This is a genomic window from Rhodopseudomonas telluris (assembly GCF_042432815.1).
In the GTDB taxonomy this organism is placed as follows: domain Bacteria; phylum Pseudomonadota; class Alphaproteobacteria; order Rhizobiales; family Xanthobacteraceae; genus Rhodopseudomonas; species Rhodopseudomonas telluris.
The window spans coordinates 69193-88498 of the sequence record NZ_JBHLWM010000001.1 but is presented as its reverse complement, the minus strand read 5'-3'; the positions used below and the strand labels follow the sequence as shown (position 1 = coordinate 88498).

Sequence of the window (19306 nt, the reverse complement as noted above, 5' to 3'; positions counted from 1 at the left end):
CTCCCGACGTTGGAGCGCACGGCAACAGCCGGACTGCACCCGGGACGAGGCTTCGTCCCGCACACGAGAAAGAGCGGCAGAAAAGTTGGCCGAGGAAAAGCTGACTGTGTCATGGCGCATCGTCGCTGGTCAGAACCGTTCTGACCCGCTCTAACGCGTTACGCCGCCGAGTACAGACTTGCGCGCCTGGAATCGTTTCAAACTACGCGGCGCGCTTCCTCCGCGCCTTTGCTGAGAACCACGACGCGATCAACGATGCGACATCGTGCCTCGGCGGAACCGCGCGCTTATCAGGCTCGTGCGCGGTTCCGCAATGCTCACGCCGACCAGCGATCCTCTTCCTCGCGATGCGCTTGCTCGTTGAGGCGCTGCGCAATGTTCTCGGCGAGTTGCTTGGTCTTCGCCTCGGCGATCTTTTCGCCGTCCTGCGTTTTCAGCTCGTTTCGCTCCGCGTGAACCGGAAAGTCGTCCGGCTCGAGTTCATCTCCGCCTGTTGGATCCGGCATCGCTTATCCTCCGCCTTTCCTGCCTGGTTGCTGGAACAACGCGCATCGCTGGAAATGGTGCCGGGCCGCTCATCGTCCACATAGTGGACGTATTATCGATCATTTCGATAATAATTGGACATCGCGATATTCGTCTTCATAATGCGCCGCATGATTGAAGACACGCCGTCCCACCCGCACGCCACGCCACTCCTGACCGCGGAAGCCATGCTGGCGGAGAGCGCCGGCGACGCGGCGTTCGCCACGACGCTCGCCAAGGGGCTGATCGTACTGGAGGCGTTCGACGCCGCCGCTCCGCTGCTCGGCAACATGCAGATCTCGGCGCGCACCGGCATTCCGCGGCCGACCGTGGCGCGGCTGACGCATACGCTCGCCGAGCTCGGCTACCTGCGCTACGACCCGGCGATTTCGAAATACGGCCTCGGCACCCGCGCGCTGCGGATCGTCCGTCCGCTGCTCGCCGATATGCCGTTCCGCCAGATCGCGCGGCCGCTGATGCAGGATCTCGCCGTCAGCGTGCGTGGCACCGTCTCGATCGGCCTGCTCGAAGGGCCGTCGATCATCTATGTCGAGACCGCGCGCTCCGGCGATGTCGGCCCGCATAGTCCGGATATCGGCCTGCCGATCCCGGTGGTCCGCACCGCGATGGGGCGAGCGGCCGCCGCGTTGCTGCCGGATGACGACGCCACCGCGCTGGCGACACGTCTCGCCGCGTCGGATCCGGCGATATGGGAAAGCTACGCCGAGCTGTATCGCTCCGGCCTGGCGCAGTGCGCCGAGCGCGGCTTCTGCACCTGTTTCGGCGAATACATGCCGTCGATCCACGCGGTCGCGGCCCCGCTGTTTCGCGCCAAGTCGCTGCAGCGGACCTTTGCGATCAATTGCGGCATTCCGGAATTCCGCCTGCAGCCGGGCCAGCTTGAGGCCGAGATCGGCCCGCGGCTGCGCGCGCTCGCCGCCAGCATTCGCGCGCTGGTCGGCGAACCGGAGCCTGAAATCCCGCCACGCACGGGCCGGCCCGCACCCTGAATTCTGCGGCGACGTCGATCGAACAACGCCAGGGCCGCCAGCGCAACGAGCGGACCGGAGACACCAGGAGGACGACATGCCCCTGACTCGACGCACGCTGCTCGCTGCGGCCGCCGCATTCGCCGCCGCTCCGGCGCCGCCCGCTTTCGCCGACGCGGAATGGCCGACGCGGCTGGTGCGGATGATCTCGCCTTACGGCGCCGGCGGCGCCAACGACATTTCGCTGCGGATCTTCAACGCGTACTTCGAGCGCGAGCTGAGGCAGCAGTTCATCGTCGAGAACAAGCCCGGCGCCGGCACCCGCATCGCCAACGAGATGGTCGCCAAGGCGGCGCCCGACGGCAGCACCTTCCTCTACGTCGCCGCACCCTACGCCACCGCGGAGGCGCTGTTCGGCAGGCTCGGCTACGAACGCAAGGAGCTCGTGCCGGTCGCCATGGCGGTGACGGCGCCGATCTTCCTGATCATCAACGCCAAGTCCGACTACAAGACGCTGCCCGAGCTGATCGCCTACGGCAAGGCGAAGACAGACGGCCTGACCTTCGCGTCGCCCGGTCCCGGCTCGCAGCCGCACCTCGCCGCCGAGCTGCTGTTCAAGACCGCCGGCGTCAAGGGCCTCAACATCCCGTTCCGCGGCGACTCCGCTTCCTACACCGAACTGCTCGCCGGCCGTGTCGACGCCACCTTCACGGCGATCAGTTCGGCGCTGCCGCACATCCAGGCCGGCAACTTCCGCGTACTCGGCGTCGCCTCGGCGACACGCAGCACGATCTATCCGGACGCGCCGACGCTGGTCGAACAAGGCTTCCCGCAGATCGTCGCCGCCGGCTGGTACGGCTTCATGGCGCCGGCCGCGACCCCGGCGCCGATCGTCGCCAAGCTGGAGAGCCTGGTGCTGCGCGCGCTCGATGACGACGCGGTCAAGCAGAAGCTGCGCGATCAGGGACTCGAGGCCAGCGGCCGCAGCGGCGCCGACTTCGCACGCTTCATCGACGACGAAACCAGCAAATGGAGCAAGGTGATCGAAGAGGCCGGCCTGAAAGGGCAGCAGTAAAGATCCGCCGGTCGCCGGCGGACAACAACAACACGTCGACCATCATAAAACGAGGAACGCCATGAGGAAACTAGCCGTCGGCCTCGCCGCCGCGATGGCCATCGCGTGCGCCGCACCGGCCGCCCACGCGCAGAAGAAATACGATACGGGCGCCACCGACAGCGAGATCAAGGTCGGCCAGACCGTGCCGCTGTCAGGTCCCGCATCGGCCTATTCGTCGATCGCCAAGACCCAGGCCGCCTATATGCGGATGGTCAACGAGCGGGGCGGCGTTGGTGGCCGCAAGATCAACCTGATCCAGTACGACGATGCCTACTCGCCGCCCAAGACGGTGGAGCAGGTGCGCAAGCTGGTCGAGGGCGACGAGGTGCTGCTGACGTTCCAGATCATCGGCACCGCGCCCAACGCCGCAGTGCTAAAATATCTCAACGCCAAGAAGGTGCCGCAGCTGTTCGCCGCCACCGGCGCGGCGCGTTTCACCGATCCGAAGAACTTCCCCTGGACGATGGGCTTCAACCCGAGCTACTTCGTCGAGGGTCGGATCTACGGCCAGTTCATTCTCAAGGAACATCCGAACGCCAAGGTCGGCGTGCTGTGGCAGAACGACGACCTCGGCAAGGACTATCTGGCCGGCATCAAGGCCGGGCTCGGCGACAAGGCGGCCAAGATGATCGTCGCCGAAGCGTCCTACGAACTGTCCGAGCCGACCATCGACTCGCAGATCCTCAAGATCCGCGACTCCGGCGCCGACCTGTTGTTCAGCGCCGCGACGCCGAAGCAGGCCGCGCAGGCGATCAAGAAGCTGTACGAGATCGGCTGGCATCCGATCCACATCATCGACATCAACGCCGGCTCGATCGGCGCGGTGCTGAAGCCGGCCGGGCTGGAGGCCTCCAAGGGCGTGATCAGCGTCGGCTACGTCAAGGAGCCGGACGATCCGCAATGGGCCAATGACGAGGGCAACAAGCGCTATCTCGACTTCATGGCGAAGTACTATCCGGACGGCGACCGCAATTCGAGCTTCAACGTCTACGGCTACATCACCGCGCAGCTGCTGGTGCAGGTGCTGAAGCAATGCGGCGACGACCTGACGCGCGACAACGTCATGCGCCAGGCCAGCAACCTCACCAACGTCCCGCTCGACATGCTGCTGCCCGGCATCACCGTCACCACCACGCCGACCGACTACCGCGTCAACAAGCAGTTCCAGATGGCCAAGTTCGACGGCGAAAAATGGGAACGCTACGGCGACATCATCACCGACCAGGCGAAGGAGTAGGGTACTGCTGATCGGTCCGGCACGGCGCAACCTCTCCCGCTTGCGGGAGAGGTCGGATCGCGTAGCGATCCGGGTGAGGGCACTCCTCTCCGCGAGTCATAGACTCACTGCCTAGGACTCCCTCACCCCAACCCTCTCCCGCAAGCGGGAGAGGGGGCGCGCTACCGGCGGGGAGAGGCAAACTACACAGCCCCCAGCCACGCGCACACCGCTTCCGGCATCGCCCGCACATACCCCGGAAACGGCCCCGTGGCGAAGCCGACGTGGCCGCCGTGGTTCGGCTGCACCAGCGTGACGTGGTCGCCGACCTGGTGCGGCGCCGGCAGCGAGGCGCCGGGGACGAACGGATCGTTGCGGGCGTTCAGCACCAGCGCCGGCACACGGATCCTGTGCAGATGCGGTTTCGCCGACGCCCGTGTCCAGTAATCATCGACGTCGGCGAAGCCGTGCAACGGCGCCGTGAACGCATCGTCGAACGCGCGCAGCGTGGTCGCGGCGAGCATCGTGTCGCGATCGAACAGACCGGGATGCTGCTGCCATTTCGCCAGCGCACGCGGCTTCATGGTGCGCAGGAAATTGCGGGTGTAGATCTGGCAGTTCAGACCGCTATCGATTGCGGCGCCAGCGGCGAGCAGGTCGAGCGGCGCCGAGATCGCCGCCACCGCGCGCACCGTCTGCGCCGCGCTCTCGCCCGCTTCCTCGGTCCAGCGCAGCAGCGCGTTGCCGCCGAGCGAGACGCCGGCGGCGATCACCGGCGCGCCGGCCCGTTCGCGCAGCCGGCCGAGCATCCAGCCGATCTCCTCGAAGTCACCGGAGTGATAGGAGCGCGGCGCCAGATTGGGCTCGCCGGAGCAGCCGCGAAAATGCGGCACGCTGAAGCGCCAGCCACGCTGCTCAGCCGCCTGCGCGAAGGCGATCGCGTAGCGGCTCGACGACGAGCCTTCGAGGCCGTGAAACAGCACCAGCCACGGCGCACCTTCAGCGCCTGCGAGATGATCGACGTCGATGAAGTCACCATCCGGCGCGCGCCAGCGTTCGCGATCGAGCCGCAAGGCCTCGCTCGGCCGCGGCTTCGCAAACAATGCCGGCCAGATCGTCTGCAGATGGCCGCCCGGCAGCCACCACGGCGCCCGATAATCGCGCAGACCTTCGCGCATGAGACAAATCATGGGTCGGAGAAACGGAAAGGTGCACTGCAAACTGCCGCCATCGCACCGCCGCAGTCAACGCCTCACCATCCGCGTGCCGACATCGCGCGAAACACGTCCGGCGCTCGCGCCGGCACAGATGATGTTACCCACTGACGTCTTCGGCATGACCGCCGCAGCAAATTGCGACGACCACCCCGCATCGGCATTGCGCGCAGCCCGCTTCGCGATAAGCTGATGGTCAAGACAACAGCTCCGGTTCCAGCGCAGCTCCGGACGGGATGGGACGAGCGACGATGAAGGCCCGGGACACTGGACAGTTTCGCGATCTGTCGGCCGACGAACTGGAACGGCTCGCAGCGATCGAATGGGCGCAGGCAAAGGCGCTGCCTGACGCGCCCAAAGACCTGGTGATGAAATCCGCCACCGAGATGCAGGCGCGCGCCAAGCTGAAGCGGATGCTGACGAGCCAGGTGCCGACCAAGCACTGAGGCCTTGCCTCGCTTGACCGTGCGCCGCGCCGTGCAACACTGCGGCGATGCAGCGGTCATCACTCGAGTCCTGTCCCGACGCTGGCGGCGCCTATGTGGTGGCGCTGTCGCTCGCGGCGCCGCCCCGCGTGCGACTTGGCCAGGCCACCCCGATCACCGTTGCGGCCGGTCGCTATCTGTATTGCGGCTCGGCTTACGGCCCCGGCGGCTTGCGCGCCCGGCTCGGCCGCCACTTTCGCCGCGACAAATCGATCCGCTGGCATATCGATCAGCTCACCACGGCGGGCGAGGTGTTGGGCGCCTGGGCGATCCCGCGGGGCAATGAGTGCGAACTCGTCCGCCGGCTCGGCTTTCTGCACGCCCCGATCGCCGGTTTCGGCGCCAGCGACTGCCCGAGCTGCCGCAGCCACCTGCTGCACTGGCCGCGGCGCATCGCGCGATCGACCATCATAAAGGCGTTGGCCGCCGGCGCGGCGCGCCCGTTGTGGGTGACGACCTTGGTTACTTCGCCGCCACCTCCTGCCGCAGCCAGCCGAGATACTTGTCGGCCCCGGCCGTGACCGGGAGCTGGATGATCTCGGGCGTATCGTAGGAATGCAGCGAGACGATCAGGTCGCGCAGCGCCGCGAATTTCTCCGGAACCGTCTTGAACAACAGCAACTGCTCGCCCTCGCTGGTGATCTTGCCGTCCCACCAATAATGGCTGGTGATCGCCTGGATCTGGACACAGGCGGCGTGCCGGGCTTCGAGTGTTGCGATTGCTAATCGCTCCGCCTCCTCCTTGTTGGGAGCAGTTACCATCACCACGCAGGCGTCAGCCTGATCCATCGCCGTTATCCTCCTATTGGCGTAGCCCCCGCGCGTTGCGGGTGGACTTGGTTGTTTGCTAACGCAGCCCGATCCGCCGTTCCGCCCAGGAGATCGTCATGCCGATCTACGGTTATGTCTGTAACAAATGCGGGCACCGCTTCGAAACGCTGCTGTACGCGAACGAGACCGCTGCCTGCCCGACCTGTGAAAGCACCGACCTCGACCAGCAATTGTCGCTGATCGCCAAGCCGGCCAAAGCCGGTCCGGACGTGCCGATGTGCGACGGCGCCGGCGGATGCGGGCGTTGCATGCCGGATCTCTGCGCCTAGGGCCGCTGCGCCTGCGGCGGCCTGCGTCGCCGTGCGAAGGCCCCGGCGCGGAACGACGCGCGACTTTCGCCGTTCTGCCCGCTGAACTCTTTCCTCAAACGGCAGCAAAGCAGATGGCGCACGTCACCCGCGTATTCGACAGTCCTGGCCGCGCGCAGGCCGCGCTCGACGAATTGAAGGCCCAAGGCTTCAGCAATGCGGAGCTTGTCCCGGGCCCGAACGGCCAGGGCGGCACCACGCTACGGCTCGAGCCTGCGTTCGGCACCGGGCTGCGGGCCGAGGAGATCCTGAACCGCCACGCCCGCAGCGGACCACCGTCGGGCAGGTCGGCCGCAGCTGCGAAGCCGGCGGTCGCCGAGGCGCCTCCGACCGTATCACCCGCGGCAGCGCGCAGCGCGCCTCCCGAGGCCACTGCCAAGCCGACCCCGCCTCACCGCAACGGCTCGCATGAAGGCGTCAGAACCGGCCCACGCACGCTGTCGCAGTTGCTCGGAATCCCGGAACTGATCGATTCCGATACGTTCTTTTCCGGCTTCCCGCTGCTGATCCGTCCGAGCCCGAAGCGCACCGAAGAGCGAACCAAGCGCACCTAGGCGCTTCATCGGCTGAGAGGCTTTGCAATCAGCTAGCCCCGTTTCCACCCGTCATGCCCGGCCTTGTGCCGGGCATCGACGTGTTGCAGCCGAAACGCGAGACGACCGTAGAGGCTGGGATGAGCCGGGCACGACAGAAGCTATGCGCATACGACGCGCTCTAGAAGGCACTGAGACGCGGTGCAGTGCGCAATGGTTCGAGGCGGCGGTACCCGCCCCCTCACCATGGCGTCGCCCCGGTGATCAGTCCGACAGCGCCTGATCTCGCCGACAGCTAGTCGGCCTTTTCGGTCGTCCGGGTGTTGGTGCGACGCGCCGCGGATGCGCTGGCGCCGGCTTCGCTGCAGGGAATGGGCGTCCAGCTTCCGTCCGGCGCCTTCATGTAGGAGCTGCAGCCGTTCGACGTCGCCTCGGCGGCGTTGCGCTGCTGGCCTTGATTGTTGGCCATGGCCGACGCGGACAGCAGTGTGGTCGCAGCCAGGGTGGCAATGCCGATGCGGGGTAGGCGTGAAAAGATCATGTCCGGTCCTCCATTGTCGGAACGGGCCGGACTATTCAGACAAATTGTGACAACTTCTTGCAAAAGCCGGGAGCGGACAGCCGCTTTGCTTAACGACTGTTAAAAACCCGCCGCGATCAGTACGATCGCGTACTAACGCTTCAGCGATACAGCACGCCGCGCCCGACCGAGGTGCGGTCCTGCCAATGGAGGCGGACGAGTTCGGGGTCGACGTGCTCCTCGACCGGCCAGCCGACGCACAGATAGGCGATGAACTTCCAGTCCGCCGGCACATCCAGATCGGCCGTCGCCGACCCCGGATCGAGGATCGAGACCCAGCCGACGCCGAGACCGAGCGCGCGTGCTGCCAGCCAGAACGTCTCGATCATCGTCACCACCGAGTAATCCAGCGCTTCCGGCATGGTCTGGCGGCCGACGCCGAGCCCCTGCGGCGTCGCGCGGTCGCAGAACAGCGCGAATTGCCGCGGCGCGACGTCCATGCCTTCGAGCTTGAGCTGCGCATACTGCGCGGCGCGCTGGCCGCGATAGACGCTTGCCGCCATCTCGTTGCAGCGGACAAAATTGTCGCGCATCCTGGCGCGCATCGGCGCGCTGTCGACGCTGACCCAGCGCCACGGCTGGCTGTTGCCGACCGACGGCGAGAGCTGGGCGAGATCGAGCAGATGCTCGACCAGCGCCGGATCGACCGGATCAGGCTTGAAGCGGCGCACGTCGCGCCGCCACGCGATCAGCTCGGCCAGCTTCTGCTGAAACACAGCATCGAATACCGGCGGCTCCGCATTGAGCCTGGCGACGTCGTGATCCACGCTCATGCTGCTCTCCTGATCGCCTTACAGTTTGCCCGCCAGGACATCGGACAGGTCCGCCACATCGGTCATCAGCCGCGCCGCAGCGCGCAGCAGCGGGATCGCGAGGATCGCGCCGGTGCCTTCGCCGAGCCGCAGCTCGAGATCCAGCAGGGGCCTGGCTTCGAGCGCCTGAAGCGCGAGATCGTGGCCGCGCTCGGCGGAGCGATGCGCGAACACGCAGTAGCCGCGCGCCGCCGGCGCCAGCCGCACCGCGAGCAGCGCGGCCGCGGTGGCGATGAAGCCATCGACGATCACCGGCCGGCGCTGCGATGCCGCGCCGAGGATGGCGCCCGCCATCATGGCGATTTCCAGACCGCCGAATTCGCACAGCACCTCGAACGGCGCGGTCGCCGCGCTGCGCGCGGCCGCCATCTCGATCGCGGCCCGCTTCTTCGCCATGCCGGGCGCGTCCTGCCCGGCGCCGACGCCGATACAGGCATCGAGCGGCGCCGGCCCCAGGCGGTGCAGCAGCAGCGACGACGACGCGGTGTTGCCGATCCCCATCTCGCCGAGCGCGATGATCTCGGCGCCGGCCTTGATCTCCGCGATCGCCAGCTCGGCACCGCGATTCAGCGCCAGCGCCGCCTCGTCCGGCGTCATCGCCGGCTCGCGCGCGGCGTTGCCGGTGCCCATCCGCACCTTGGCGTCGATCAGGTCGGGATGATTCGGCAGTTCGGCGGCGACGCCGGCGTCGATCACCCGGACGTCGACATGACTGCCGGCCGCGAACGCGTTGGCGCAAGCCTTGCCGGCCAGATAGGTCATCACCATCGCCACCGTAACGGCGGAGGGATATTGCGACACGCCCTCGGCAGTGAGGCCATGGTCGCCGGCGAACACCATCAGCACTGCATTGTCGCACCGCGGCTCCGCCGGATGCCGTATCGCGCCGAGCGCGACCGCCAGGTCCTCGATGCGGCCGAGCGAGCCCGGCGGCTTGGCCTTGCCGTCGATTCGCGCGCGCAGCGCGGTTTCGGTCGCGCGGTCCACCGGCGCGATCGTCGGCGGCTGCCAGGCAACGAGAGTGTCTGTCGGCATGGTCGGCCTCTGTGTATCGTGAACCTGCGCAAGTGGCGGAAGTCGGCGCGTACGTCAACACCACCTTCCGCGCGGTTGACCCCGGCGGTGGCCGCAGATACCGTGACCGATGATGGTCCTTCCGCAAGGAAGGTGAAAAGGGAATCCGGTGCGAGCGACGTTGGTCGGCTCAATCCCGGTGCTGCCCCCGCAACTGTAAGCGACGAGCCCGCGCCTCTGCCACTGGGACACTCCTGACGACAGGAGCCTGGGAAGGCGGCGACAGGGCAGCGACTCGCGAGCCAGGAGACCTGCCATCGCGAACAGTGCTTTGGAGGCGTCGGGGCGGGGTGCACCGGACGGAAAGCAGCACGGTGACGCATCCTTCGTCACCTCGCGCGGTCCGACAAAGCTCGAAGCTGTCAGGCGCCGACGGCGCAGCCGCGAGCGAGGGCATGGTGAGCCGCCCCACCGACCAACCCATCATCACGGCTGTTGCCGGCAATGCCGACGGAACACCGCGGCCGACCGGACCTGTGGTGATCAGCGTCTGCGTCTCCTGCAAATCCGCCGACGGCGCCAACGCCGGCACGCCGATGCTGGACGCGATGCGCGCCGCGCTCGGCGACGCCGCCGACGTCCGCGTGCGCCCGGTGCAATGCCTCAGCGTGTGCAAGCGCCCCACCACCGTCGCGGTGTCGAGCGCGGACGGCTACAATTTCGTGTTCGGCGATCTCGTCCCCGAGACGGCCGCCGAAGCCATCGCGTCGTTCGCGGCATCCTATCGTGACAGCCCTTACGGCCTGGTGCCGTGGCGGCAGCGCGCCGAGGTGCTGCGCAAGGGCATGGTGAGCCGGCTGCCGCCGCTCGGCTGGTCGCCCGACGACGGACGCGCGCCGACATGACCGCGCTCGTCTCCACGCTGGTGCTCGGCGGTGCCCGCTCCGGCAAGTCGGTGTTCGGCGAGAAGCTGGTCGCCGGCAGCGGCCTCACCAAGATCTATCTCGCCACCGCAACGCGCAGCGACGACGAGATGGCCGAGCGCATCGCGCATCACCGCAATCGCCGCGGCTTTTCCGGCTGGACCACCGTCGAGGAGCCGCTCGCGCTGGTCGATGCGCTGACCCGCGAGGCCGGCCGCGGCCGCGCCGTGTTGGTCGACTGCCTGACACTGTGGCTGTTCAACCTGATGGAGGCCGGCCGCGATCCCGAGGTCGAGGCCAAGCGGCTGACCCGCTATCTCGGTGTCGCCACCGCGCCGATCGTGATGGTGTCCAACGAGGTCGGCCTCGGCCTGGTGCCGGAGACGCCGCTCGGCCGCGCCTTCCGCGACGCGCAGGGCCGCCTCAACCAGATCGTCGCCGCCACCGTCCCCCAAGTCGTGTTCGTCGCAGCCGGCCTGCCGCTGTGGCTGAAGCAGGAGAACTAACATGTCCGCCCGCATTCCCGTCACCGTGCTGACCGGCTTTCTCGGCGCCGGCAAGACCACGCTGCTGCGGTCGCTGCTGACGCAGTCGAATGGCCGCCGCATCGCGGTGATCGTCAACGAATTCGGCGACGCCGGCTTCGACGGCGGCCTGATCGAGGATTGCGGCGACGCCGCCTGCGCGCCGGATGACATCGTCGAACTCACCAATGGCTGCATCTGCTGCACGGTGGCGGACGATTTCATTCCGACAATGGAGAAGCTGCTGAACCGTGACCGCCCGCTCGACGCGATCGTGATCGAGACCTCGGGCCTCGCCTTGCCGCAGCCGCTGCTGAAGGCGTTCGCGTGGCCGGCGGTGAAGACCCGCGCCACCGCCGACGGCGTCGTCACCGTGGTGGACGCGCTGGCGCTCAGCGAGAACCGCATCCCGCTCGACGACGACGCCACCAAGGCGAAGCGCGACGCCACCCATGACGATCCGGTCGAGGAAGTGTTCGAGGATCAGCTCGCCTGCGCCGATCTCGTGGTGCTGTCGAAGAGCGACCTCGTTTCGCCCGATCAGCTCGACGCGCTCGAAGCGAAGCTGGCAAGCCGGCTACGGCCGAACGTCCGCATCATCCGCTCGCACGGCACGCTGGCGCCGTCGGTGCTGATCGGTCTCGATTCCGCCGCCGAGGACGACCTCGCATCGCGCGTCGGTCATCATCCCGAGGGCGAGGAACACGACCACGACGATTTCGACTCGATCGTGGTGACGCCGCAGCCGGCCGACACGCTCGACGCGATGCGCAGCCGCGTCGATGCGGCGCTCGGGCTCGACGGCGTGCTGCGCGTCAAGGGCCACGGCCGGGTTGCCGGCAAGCCCGCGCCGGTCGTGGTGCAGGCCGTCGGCACCCGAATCGACCTCGCTTTCGCCCGCCCCGACGCCGCCCGCGCCGACCACCTGGTGGTAATCGGCCTCAAAGGCTTCGACACCGACGCCGCGCGGCGCGCGCTGGCTGGCGCCTGACACGATGATAAGTCCTCGCGTTCGTCATCCTGAGGTGCACGCCGACTTCGGCGTGCCTCGAAGGATGGCGGGGGCACGGACACGCGGCCATCCTTCGAGGCGCGCACTTGCGTGCGCGCGCCTCAGGATGACGCTGGTATGCGTTGAAGCGACGAGGTGCATCCCATGCACCTGAAGCTCGACGCCAGCGCCAGCATCGACGACGGCGACGTTGCCCGCGATCTGGGGCAGGCGCCGGCCGAGATCGTGGTGCTGTCGGCGGCCGACACCGACCTCGCGGCATTCGCGGCGGCGCGCGCCGAACTCCCCGATGACTTCCCGAGCCTGCGCCTGACCAATCTGCTGGCGCTCGGCCATCCGGCGTCGGTCGATCTCTATGTCGAGCGCACGCTCGCCAAGGCCAAGATCGTGATCCTGCGCATGCTCGGCGGCGAGGCCTACTGGCCGCACGGCGTCGAGAGCCTGCGCCGCGATGCGTTCGCGCGCGGCGCGCTGTTCGTCTGCATCCCGGGCGAACTGCACTGGAACGCCCACCTCGCGGCGCGCGGCAATGCCGATCTCGACGATGCCCACGCGCTGTGGCGCTACTGCACCGAAGGCGGCGTCGACAATCTGCGGCTGGCGCTGCGCTACGCCGCCTGGATGATCCTGCGCGACGACCCGCCGCCGCCGCCGCGGCCGATGCCGGCGGCCGGCTACTGGCCCGACGAGCCGCTCGCCGCGAAACGCAGCCGGGCGCTGATCATCTTCTACCGGGCGCTGGTCGCGAGCGGCGACACCGCCGCAATCGATGCGATGCGCGCGGCGCTGGAGGCGCGCGGGCTCGACGCGTCGTGCCTCTACGTCACCAGCCTCAAGGACGCGCGCTCGATCGCGTTCCTGAACAGCGCGCTCGCCGCCGATCCGCCGGACGTGATCATCAACGCCACCGCCTTCGCCACCGCGACCGCGGCCGACGATTCCGGCATCCTCGCCTCGGCGGATTGCCCGATCCTGCAGATCGCCCAGGCCGGCGTCAGCCGCGACAGCTGGGAGCAATCCAGCCGCGGCCTCAACCCGCGCGATCTGGCGATGCATGTGGTGCTGCCGGAGGTCGACGGCCGTATCTTCGCCGGCGCGGTCGCGTTCAAGCAGCGCGGCGGCGACGACGCCAACTACGCGCCGACCGTGTATCAGCCGCTCGACGACCGGATCGACGCCGCCGCCGATCTCGCCAAGGCCTGGGTGCGGCTGCGCCGGCTGCCGCTGCGCAAGCGGCGCGTCGGCATCGTGCTGGCCAACTACCCGAACCGCGACGGCCGGCTCGGCAACGGCGTCGGGCTCGATACCCCGCAGTCGCTGCACGATCTGCTCTACGCGCTACGCGAAGAAGGCTACGACACCGGCGCGCTGCCGGCCGACACCGCCGAACTGATGCAGACGCTGCAAAGCGGCCCGACCAACGAACTCGCGGCGCGCGAACAACGCAGCGGTGGCGTGAGCTGGCCGGTCGCCGACTACAAGGCCGCGTTCGCGACGCTGCCGCAGGCCGTACGCCGCGCCGTCGAGACCCGCTGGGGCCGGCCCGAAGCCGATCCGTATATCGTGGACGGCAGCTTTCGATTAGCGCTGCACCGCTTCGGCGCCATCCTGGTCGGCGTGCAGCCGGCGCGTGGCTACGCCATCGATCTGAAATCCAGCTTCCACGATCCTGACCTGCCGCCGCCGCATCATTATCTCGCGTTCTATCTGTGGCTGCGCCGCGCGTTCGACGCCCATGCGGTGATCCATCTCGGCAAGCACGGCAATCTCGAATGGCTGCCGGGCAAGAGCGCCGGGCTGTCGCGCGACTGTTTTCCGAGCGCGCTGCTCGGCCCGCTGCCGCATCTCTATCCGTTCATCGTCAACGATCCCGGCGAAGGCATCCAGGCCAAGCGCCGCACCGCCGCGGTGATCGTCGATCATCTGACGCCGCCGCTGACCCGCGCCGAACTGCACGACGAGATGGCGCGGCTGGAAGGCCTGGTCGACGAATACGCCCTCGCCGCCGATCTCGATCCGAAACGCGCCGACGCCATCGCCGACGACATCCTGTCGCTGGCCCGCGCCACCCGGCTCGACGCGGATGTGGCGATCGATCGCGACACGCCGACGCTGGATGCCTTGCGCGCCATCGATGCGCATCTGTGCGACCTCAAGGAAATGCAGATCCGCGACGGCCTGCACATCTTCGGCCGCACGCCGCTTCCCGCGCAGCGCGACGAGCTGTTAGTTTCCATCGCCCGGCTGCCGCGGTCCGATCTGAAACCACAGGACGCCTCGCTGCACCGCGCGCTGGCGCTGGACCTTGGACTCACCGACGCAAACGGCGGCGCGTTCGATCCGCTGACGCGCGACCTTGCGGCGGACTACGTCGGCCCCCATCCGACGCTCCTGGCCACGCTGAGTGACCGGCCATGGCGCACCAATGGCGACACCGTCGAACGCATCGAGTTCCTTGCATCTCGTTTGGTCTCGGCTCTTCCACGAGCAACCCCCAGCCCTCTCCCCGTGTGGGAGAGGGTGGCACCGACGCCATCGGTGCCGGGTGAAGAGGCATCGTGGCCGCACGCCCAGCCGGTGCTCGACTGGATCGCTGCCACGCTGCGCCCGGCGATCGACGCCTCCGGCGATGCCGAGCGCGCCGCGCTGCTCCGCGGCCTCGGCGGTCGCTTCGTGCGGCCCGGTCCGTCCGGCGCGCCGACGCGCGGGCGGCCGGATGTCCTCCCGACCGGCCGCAATTTCTTCGCGGTCGATGTCCGCGCGGTGCCAACGCCCTCGGCGTGGCGGATCGGTGCGCTGGCGGCCGAGCGGCTGGTCGAGGGCTATTGGCAGGAGGCCGGCGAGTGGCCGCGCTCGATCGCGCTGTCGGCGTGGGGCACCGCCAACATGCGCACCGGCGGCGACGACGTCGCGCAGGCGCTGGCGCTGATCGGCGCGCGCCCGACCTGGGAGGACGCCACCGGCCGCGTCACCGGCTTCGCGATCGTGCCGCTATCCGACCTGAAGCGGCCGCGCGTCGACGTCACCTTCCGCGTCTCCGGTCTGTTCCGCGACGCCTTTCCGACCCAGATGGATCTGATCGCCAGCGCAATCGCCGCGATCGCGGCGCTCGACGAGCCGGACGACGCCAATCCGATCGCCGCGCATGTCCGCGCCCGCGCCGCCGAACTCACGCGCGCGGGCGTCGCTCCCGACCGCGCGCAGCAGCAGGCCGCCGATCGGGTGTTCGGCGCCAAGCCCGGCGCCTATGGGGCAGGCTTGCAGGCGCTGATCGACGAAGGCGCTTGGCAGACGCGTAGCGACCTCGCCGACGCTTATCTGGCGTGGGGCGGCTACGCCTACGGCTCCGGTCGCGACGGCACGGAGGCGCGCGATGGTTTCGCGGCGCGGCTGCAGACCACGCAGCTCGTCGCGCAGGCGCAGGACAATCGCGAGCACGATATTCTGGACTCCGACGATTACTATCAGTTCATCGGCGGCCTCGCCGCGACGGTCGAGATGTTGCGCGGGCAAGCGCCGCGCATCGCCCATGTCGACACCTCGCGCCCCGAGGCGCCGCTGCCGCGCACGCTGGCGCACGAGATCTCCCGCGTGGTGCGCGGCCGCGCCGCCAATCCGAAATGGATCGCGGGCGTGATGCGCCACGGCTACAAGGGGGCGTTCGAGATCGCCGCCACGGTCGACTATCTGTTCGGCTTCGCCGCCTCGACCGATGCGGTCGCGCCACATCACTTCGATCAGCTGTTCGCCGCCTATCTCGAGGACGAGACGGTGCGCGACTTTCTGCGCGACGCCAATCCGGCGGCGCTGCGCGACATCGCCGAGCGCTTCGCCGAAGCGATCCGTCGCGGGCTGTGGACGCCGCGCTCCAACCGCGCGCCCGATTTGCTCGCCGAACTCATGACCAAGGAACCCGCATGACCGACGCCGCCCCCGAGCGCGACGACAACGCCCGCCACGCCGAGAAGGCGAAGAAGCGCAAGGCCGCGCACAACAAGAAGCTCGAGGGCATGTCGGACGACAAGGGCCTGCTCATCGTCCACACCGGCACCGGCAAGGGCAAGACCTCGGCGGCGCTCGGCATGGTGTTCCGCCACATCGGCCACGACATGCCGGTCGCGGTGGTGCAGTTCACCAAGTCGGAGAAGTGGAACACCGGCGAGGCCAAGCTGCTGGCGAAGTTTCCCGAGCTGGTGACGCTGCACATCATGGGCGAAGGCTTCACCTGGGAAACCCAGGACCGCGAACGCGACATCGCCGCCGCCCGCGCCGGCTGGGAACGCGCCAAGGAATTGATCCGCGACGACCGCCATCGCATGGTGCTGCTCGACGAACTCAACATCGTGCTGCGCTACGACTATCTGCCGATGCCCGAAGTGATCGCCTTCCTGCTCGACGAAAAGCCGGCCGACAAACACGTCGTCATCACCGGCCGCAACGCCAACCCGGCCCTGATCGAGATCGCCGATCTGGTGACGGAGATGACCCTGGTGAAACACCCATTCCGCAGCGGCGTGAAAGCGCAGAAGGGCGTGGAGTTTTGATGTCTGCCTTAGCGTTCGTCATTCCGGGGTGCTCGCGTCACCCTCCCCTGGAGGGGGAGGGTCGGCGGGTAGCGCGCGAAGCGCGGTGCCCGGCGGGGTGGGGTGAGCCGCGCGCACGGCGGATGAACTCTTCGCCACCCCACCCCGCTCGCTGCGCGAGCGACCCTCCCCCTCCAGGGGAGGGTGATCTTCGTGCGCGGCCAGGCGCACCGCCGCTTACGCGAACGCTGCACGGGCGAATCTTGCAATGACCACCCCCACCCCCGCGCTGATGATCCAGGGCACCTGCTCCAATGCCGGCAAGTCGACGCTGGTGGCGGGGTTGTGCCGGGTGCTGGTGCGGCGGGGGCTGCGCGTGGCGCCGTTCAAGCCGCAGAACATGTCGAACAACGCCGCCGTCACCGTCGACGGCGGCGAGATCGGGCGGGCGCAGGCGGTGCAGGCACGCGCCGCACGACGCTCGCCGACCGTGCATATGAACCCGGTGCTGCTGAAGCCCGAGACCGACACCGGCGCGCAGGTGATCGTGCAGGGCCAGCGCTTCGGACGGCTCGGCGCGAAAAATTTCTTGGACAAGAAGGCGGCGCTGCTGCCGCACGTGCTCGACAGCTTCGCGCGGCTGGCGCGTGACGCCGACATCGTGCTGATCGAAGGCGCCGGCTCGCCGGCCGAGATCAATCTGCGCGCCGGCGACATCGCCAATATGGGCTTCGCGCAGGCCGCCAATGTGCCGGTGGTGATCGCCGGCGACATCGAACGCGGCGGCGTGATCGCCAGCCTCGCCGGCACGCATCTGGTGCTCGACGATAGCGAGCGCGCGCTGGTGCGCGGCTATCTGATCAACAAATTCCGCGGCGACGTCAGCCTGTTCGACAACGGCCTCGTCGCCATCACCGAGCTGACCGGTTGGCCTTCGCTCGGCGTGGTGCCGTGGCTGCCGTCGGCCGCACTGCTACCAGCCGAAGATGCCGTCGATCTCGATCGCGCCCGTGCCTCGGAAGCCAAGCGCATCATCGCCGTACCGATGCTGGCGCGCATCGCCAATTTCGACGACCTCGATCCGCTCGGCCTCGAGCCCGGCGTGAAGCTGGTGTTCGTGCCGCCCGGTTCGCCTATCCCGGCGGAGGCCGACGTGGTGATCATCCCGGGCAGCAAATCGACGCTGGGCGATCTCGCCTTCCTGCGCGCGCAGGGCTGGGACATCGATATCGCCGCGCATGTCCGCCGGGGCGGACATCTGCTCGGGCTGTGCGGCGGCTATCAGATGCTCGGCCGCACGATCGCCGACCCCGACGGCGTCGACGGCGCGCCCGGCACGGTCGATGGCCTCGGATTCCTTGACATCACGACGATCATGCAGGGCGACAAATCGACCACGCTGGTGAGCGGCACTCACAGCGCCACCGGCGCGCCGGTCGAAGGCTACGAGATCCACCTCGGCCGCACCGCCGGCGCCGACTGCGCCCGTCCCGTCGTCACCATCGCCGGCAGGCCCGACGGCGCGATCTCGGCTGATGGCCGCGTGCAAGGCACCTATCTGCACGGGCTGTTCACGGGCGACGCGTTTCGCAAGGCCTGGCTCGCCGGCCTCGGCATCGCGTCGCAACTCGCTTACGACTCACAGATAGAGAGCGCGCTCGACGCGCTGGCCGATCATCTCGAAGCGCATCTCGATATCGACGCGATGCTGGCGATCGCACGGACGCGTCACAGCACCAACGCGAGCGCCGCGTAGATCAGCGCCTGCAGCGCGCAGGCAGCGAACAGCAGGCGCAGCGCACGGCCGATATCAGCCGGCGTTGCCGAACTACGTCCCTCGGCATTGAGCGGCAGATCATCCACCACTTGCCCGCCATAGACCCGCGGCCCCGCCAGCGCCACGCCGAGCGCGCCGGCGGTCGCCGATTCCGGCCAGCCGGCATTCGGCGAGCGATGCTTGCTTGCGTCGCGGCGCATCACCGCGAAGGCCAGCTTGATCGATCCGCCCACCACCGGCGCCACTGCGGCGATCAGCAGACCTGATAATCGCGCCGGGATCAGATTCAGCACATCGTCGAGCCGCGCCGCCGCCCAGCCGAACGAGCGATGCGTCGGAGTCAGATGACCGATCATCGAGTCCGCGGTGTTGACCATCTTGTAGATCAGCAGACCCGGCAATCCGAACAGCGCCAGCCAGAACACCGGCGCCACCACGCCATCGGAAAAGTTCTCCGCGCAGGATTCGATCGCCGCGCGGCACACCCCCGCCTCGTCCAGCACCTGCGGATCGCGACCGACGATCAGCGACACCTTTTCCCGTGCCGCCTCGAGCCCGCCTTGGGCGAACGCATCGCGGACCCGGGCGACGTGCTCGTACAGACTCCGCTGCGCGATCAGCGTCGAGGCCAGTACGCCGAGCGCGATCCAGCTGCCCCAACTTTGCCTCAAGGGTACCTGCAGCAAAAAGCCGATCGCACCCGACAGCACGACGAGCAAAACCACCACCAGAATACCGGCCAGCTTCCGCCGCCCCTCGGACCACGTATCACGATTTAGCGTGCGATCGAGCCGGCCGATCAGCGCACCCATCAGCACGACCGGATGCGCCATCCGCTTCCACAGCCAGTTGGGGTCGCCGATCAGCGCGTCGATGAGCAGCGCGACCAGCACGATCAGCAAGGCATGAGTATCGATCAGCAT

General features: G+C 68.2%; 20 protein-coding genes and 1 riboswitch. Of the genes, 13 read left to right on the top strand and 7 right to left on the bottom strand.

What is annotated here, in order from left to right; translation table 11 throughout:
• Positions 1-317: 317 nt before the first annotated feature.
• Positions 318-506, bottom strand: coding sequence for a hypothetical protein (locus ACFFJ6_RS00435; RefSeq protein WP_378383217.1), 189 nt, complete (start codon positions 504-506; stop codon positions 318-320).
• Between the two features lie 150 nt (positions 507-656).
• Here ACFFJ6_RS00435 and ACFFJ6_RS00430 point away from each other — a divergent pair, with 150 nt between their 5' ends.
• The 3 genes from ACFFJ6_RS00430 to ACFFJ6_RS00420 all read left to right on the top strand — a co-directional run bounded on the left by ACFFJ6_RS00430 (position 657) and on the right by ACFFJ6_RS00420 (position 3868).
• On the top strand, positions 657-1535 hold the full coding sequence (locus ACFFJ6_RS00430) for an IclR family transcriptional regulator (protein WP_378383215.1): 879 nt from the start codon (positions 657-659) through the stop codon (positions 1533-1535).
• A gap of 76 nt (positions 1536-1611) precedes the next feature.
• Entirely contained in the window at positions 1612-2589 is a 978-nt protein-coding gene (locus ACFFJ6_RS00425; protein ID WP_378383213.1) for a Bug family tripartite tricarboxylate transporter substrate binding protein, read from the top strand.
• Positions 2590-2650: 61 nt separating this feature from the next.
• Complete coding sequence (locus ACFFJ6_RS00420) at positions 2651-3868, top strand: ABC transporter substrate-binding protein (RefSeq protein ID WP_378383211.1); 1218 nt, start codon at positions 2651-2653, stop codon at positions 3866-3868.
• A gap of 182 nt (positions 3869-4050) precedes the next feature.
• On the opposite strand, the gene ACFFJ6_RS00415 is transcribed toward ACFFJ6_RS00420, so the two are convergent.
• Positions 4051-5025 (bottom strand): YheT family hydrolase, encoded by a 975-nt coding sequence (locus tag ACFFJ6_RS00415; protein ID WP_378383209.1) that lies wholly within the window; start codon positions 5023-5025, stop codon positions 4051-4053.
• 287 nt (positions 5026-5312) lie between these two features.
• On the opposite strand from ACFFJ6_RS00415, the gene ACFFJ6_RS00410 reads away from it, so the two are divergent.
• Together ACFFJ6_RS00410 and ACFFJ6_RS00405 are read left to right on the top strand one after the other, a co-directional pair.
• The gene (locus ACFFJ6_RS00410; RefSeq protein ID WP_378383207.1) at positions 5313-5507 is read left to right on the top strand and encodes a hypothetical protein; all 195 of its coding nucleotides are present in this window, start codon (positions 5313-5315) and stop codon (positions 5505-5507) included.
• Between the two features lie 47 nt (positions 5508-5554).
• Positions 5555-6067 carry a GIY-YIG nuclease family protein gene (locus ACFFJ6_RS00405; RefSeq protein WP_378383205.1) on the top strand — a complete coding sequence of 171 codons (513 nt, stop codon included), beginning with the start codon at positions 5555-5557 and terminating at the stop codon, positions 6065-6067.
• Here the strand turns inward: ACFFJ6_RS00405 and cutA are convergent.
• The gene (cutA, locus tag ACFFJ6_RS00400) at positions 6009-6335 is read right to left on the bottom strand and encodes a divalent-cation tolerance protein CutA (protein WP_378383203.1); all 327 of its coding nucleotides are present in this window, start codon (positions 6333-6335) and stop codon (positions 6009-6011) included. The genes ACFFJ6_RS00405 and cutA overlap by 59 nt on opposite strands.
• Before the next feature lie 98 nt (positions 6336-6433).
• On the opposite strand from cutA, the gene ACFFJ6_RS00395 reads away from it, so the two are divergent.
• Together ACFFJ6_RS00395 and ACFFJ6_RS00390 are read left to right on the top strand one after the other, a co-directional pair.
• The gene (locus tag ACFFJ6_RS00395) at positions 6434-6646 is read left to right on the top strand and encodes an FmdB family zinc ribbon protein (protein ID WP_378383201.1); all 213 of its coding nucleotides are present in this window, start codon (positions 6434-6436) and stop codon (positions 6644-6646) included.
• Positions 6647-6759: 113 nt separating this feature from the next.
• On the top strand, positions 6760-7239 hold the full coding sequence (locus tag ACFFJ6_RS00390; RefSeq protein WP_378383199.1) for a hypothetical protein: 480 nt from the start codon (positions 6760-6762) through the stop codon (positions 7237-7239).
• A gap of 274 nt (positions 7240-7513) precedes the next feature.
• Here the strand turns inward: ACFFJ6_RS00390 and ACFFJ6_RS00385 are convergent, their stop codons facing one another.
• From ACFFJ6_RS00385 to cobT, 3 genes are all read right to left on the bottom strand, one after another.
• Positions 7514-7759, bottom strand: a complete 246-nt coding sequence (locus ACFFJ6_RS00385; protein ID WP_378383197.1) for a hypothetical protein — start codon at positions 7757-7759, stop codon at positions 7514-7516.
• 140 nt (positions 7760-7899) lie between these two features.
• On the bottom strand, positions 7900-8571 hold the full coding sequence (gene bluB, locus ACFFJ6_RS00380; protein WP_378383195.1) for a 5,6-dimethylbenzimidazole synthase: 672 nt from the start codon (positions 8569-8571) through the stop codon (positions 7900-7902).
• Positions 8572-8589: 18 nt separating this feature from the next.
• Complete coding sequence (gene cobT / locus ACFFJ6_RS00375) at positions 8590-9645, bottom strand: nicotinate-nucleotide--dimethylbenzimidazole phosphoribosyltransferase (protein WP_378383193.1); 1056 nt, start codon at positions 9643-9645, stop codon at positions 8590-8592.
• Positions 9646-9741: 96 nt separating this feature from the next.
• Positions 9742-9957, top strand: a riboswitch (cobalamin riboswitch).
• A gap of 122 nt (positions 9958-10079) precedes the next feature.
• On the opposite strand from cobT, the gene ACFFJ6_RS00370 reads away from it, so the two are divergent.
• From ACFFJ6_RS00370 to ACFFJ6_RS00345, 6 genes are all read left to right on the top strand, one after another.
• Entirely contained in the window at positions 10080-10529 is a 450-nt protein-coding gene (locus ACFFJ6_RS00370) for a DUF1636 family protein (RefSeq protein WP_378383191.1), read from the top strand.
• On the top strand, positions 10526-11053 hold the full coding sequence (cobU, locus tag ACFFJ6_RS00365) for a bifunctional adenosylcobinamide kinase/adenosylcobinamide-phosphate guanylyltransferase (RefSeq protein ID WP_378383189.1): 528 nt from the start codon (positions 10526-10528) through the stop codon (positions 11051-11053). Before ACFFJ6_RS00370 ends, cobU begins: the two co-directional genes overlap by 4 nt.
• 1 nt (position 11054) lies before the next feature.
• Positions 11055-12062 (top strand): cobalamin biosynthesis protein CobW, encoded by a 1008-nt coding sequence (cobW, locus tag ACFFJ6_RS00360; RefSeq protein WP_378383187.1) that lies wholly within the window; start codon positions 11055-11057, stop codon positions 12060-12062.
• 165 nt (positions 12063-12227) lie between these two features.
• Positions 12228-16004, top strand: a complete 3777-nt coding sequence (cobN, locus tag ACFFJ6_RS00355; protein ID WP_378383185.1) for a cobaltochelatase subunit CobN — start codon at positions 12228-12230, stop codon at positions 16002-16004.
• The gene (gene cobO / locus ACFFJ6_RS00350) at positions 16001-16627 is read left to right on the top strand and encodes a cob(I)yrinic acid a,c-diamide adenosyltransferase (RefSeq protein WP_378383183.1); all 627 of its coding nucleotides are present in this window, start codon (positions 16001-16003) and stop codon (positions 16625-16627) included. Before cobN ends, cobO begins: the two co-directional genes overlap by 4 nt.
• Positions 16628-16874: 247 nt before the next feature.
• A complete protein-coding gene (locus ACFFJ6_RS00345; RefSeq protein ID WP_378383181.1) occupies positions 16875-18362 on the top strand; it encodes a cobyric acid synthase in 1488 nt (495 codons plus the stop codon).
• On the opposite strand, the gene cbiB is transcribed toward ACFFJ6_RS00345, so the two are convergent.
• A complete protein-coding gene (cbiB, locus tag ACFFJ6_RS00340) occupies positions 18335-19306 on the bottom strand; it encodes an adenosylcobinamide-phosphate synthase CbiB (protein WP_378383179.1) in 972 nt (323 codons plus the stop codon). The genes ACFFJ6_RS00345 and cbiB overlap by 28 nt on opposite strands.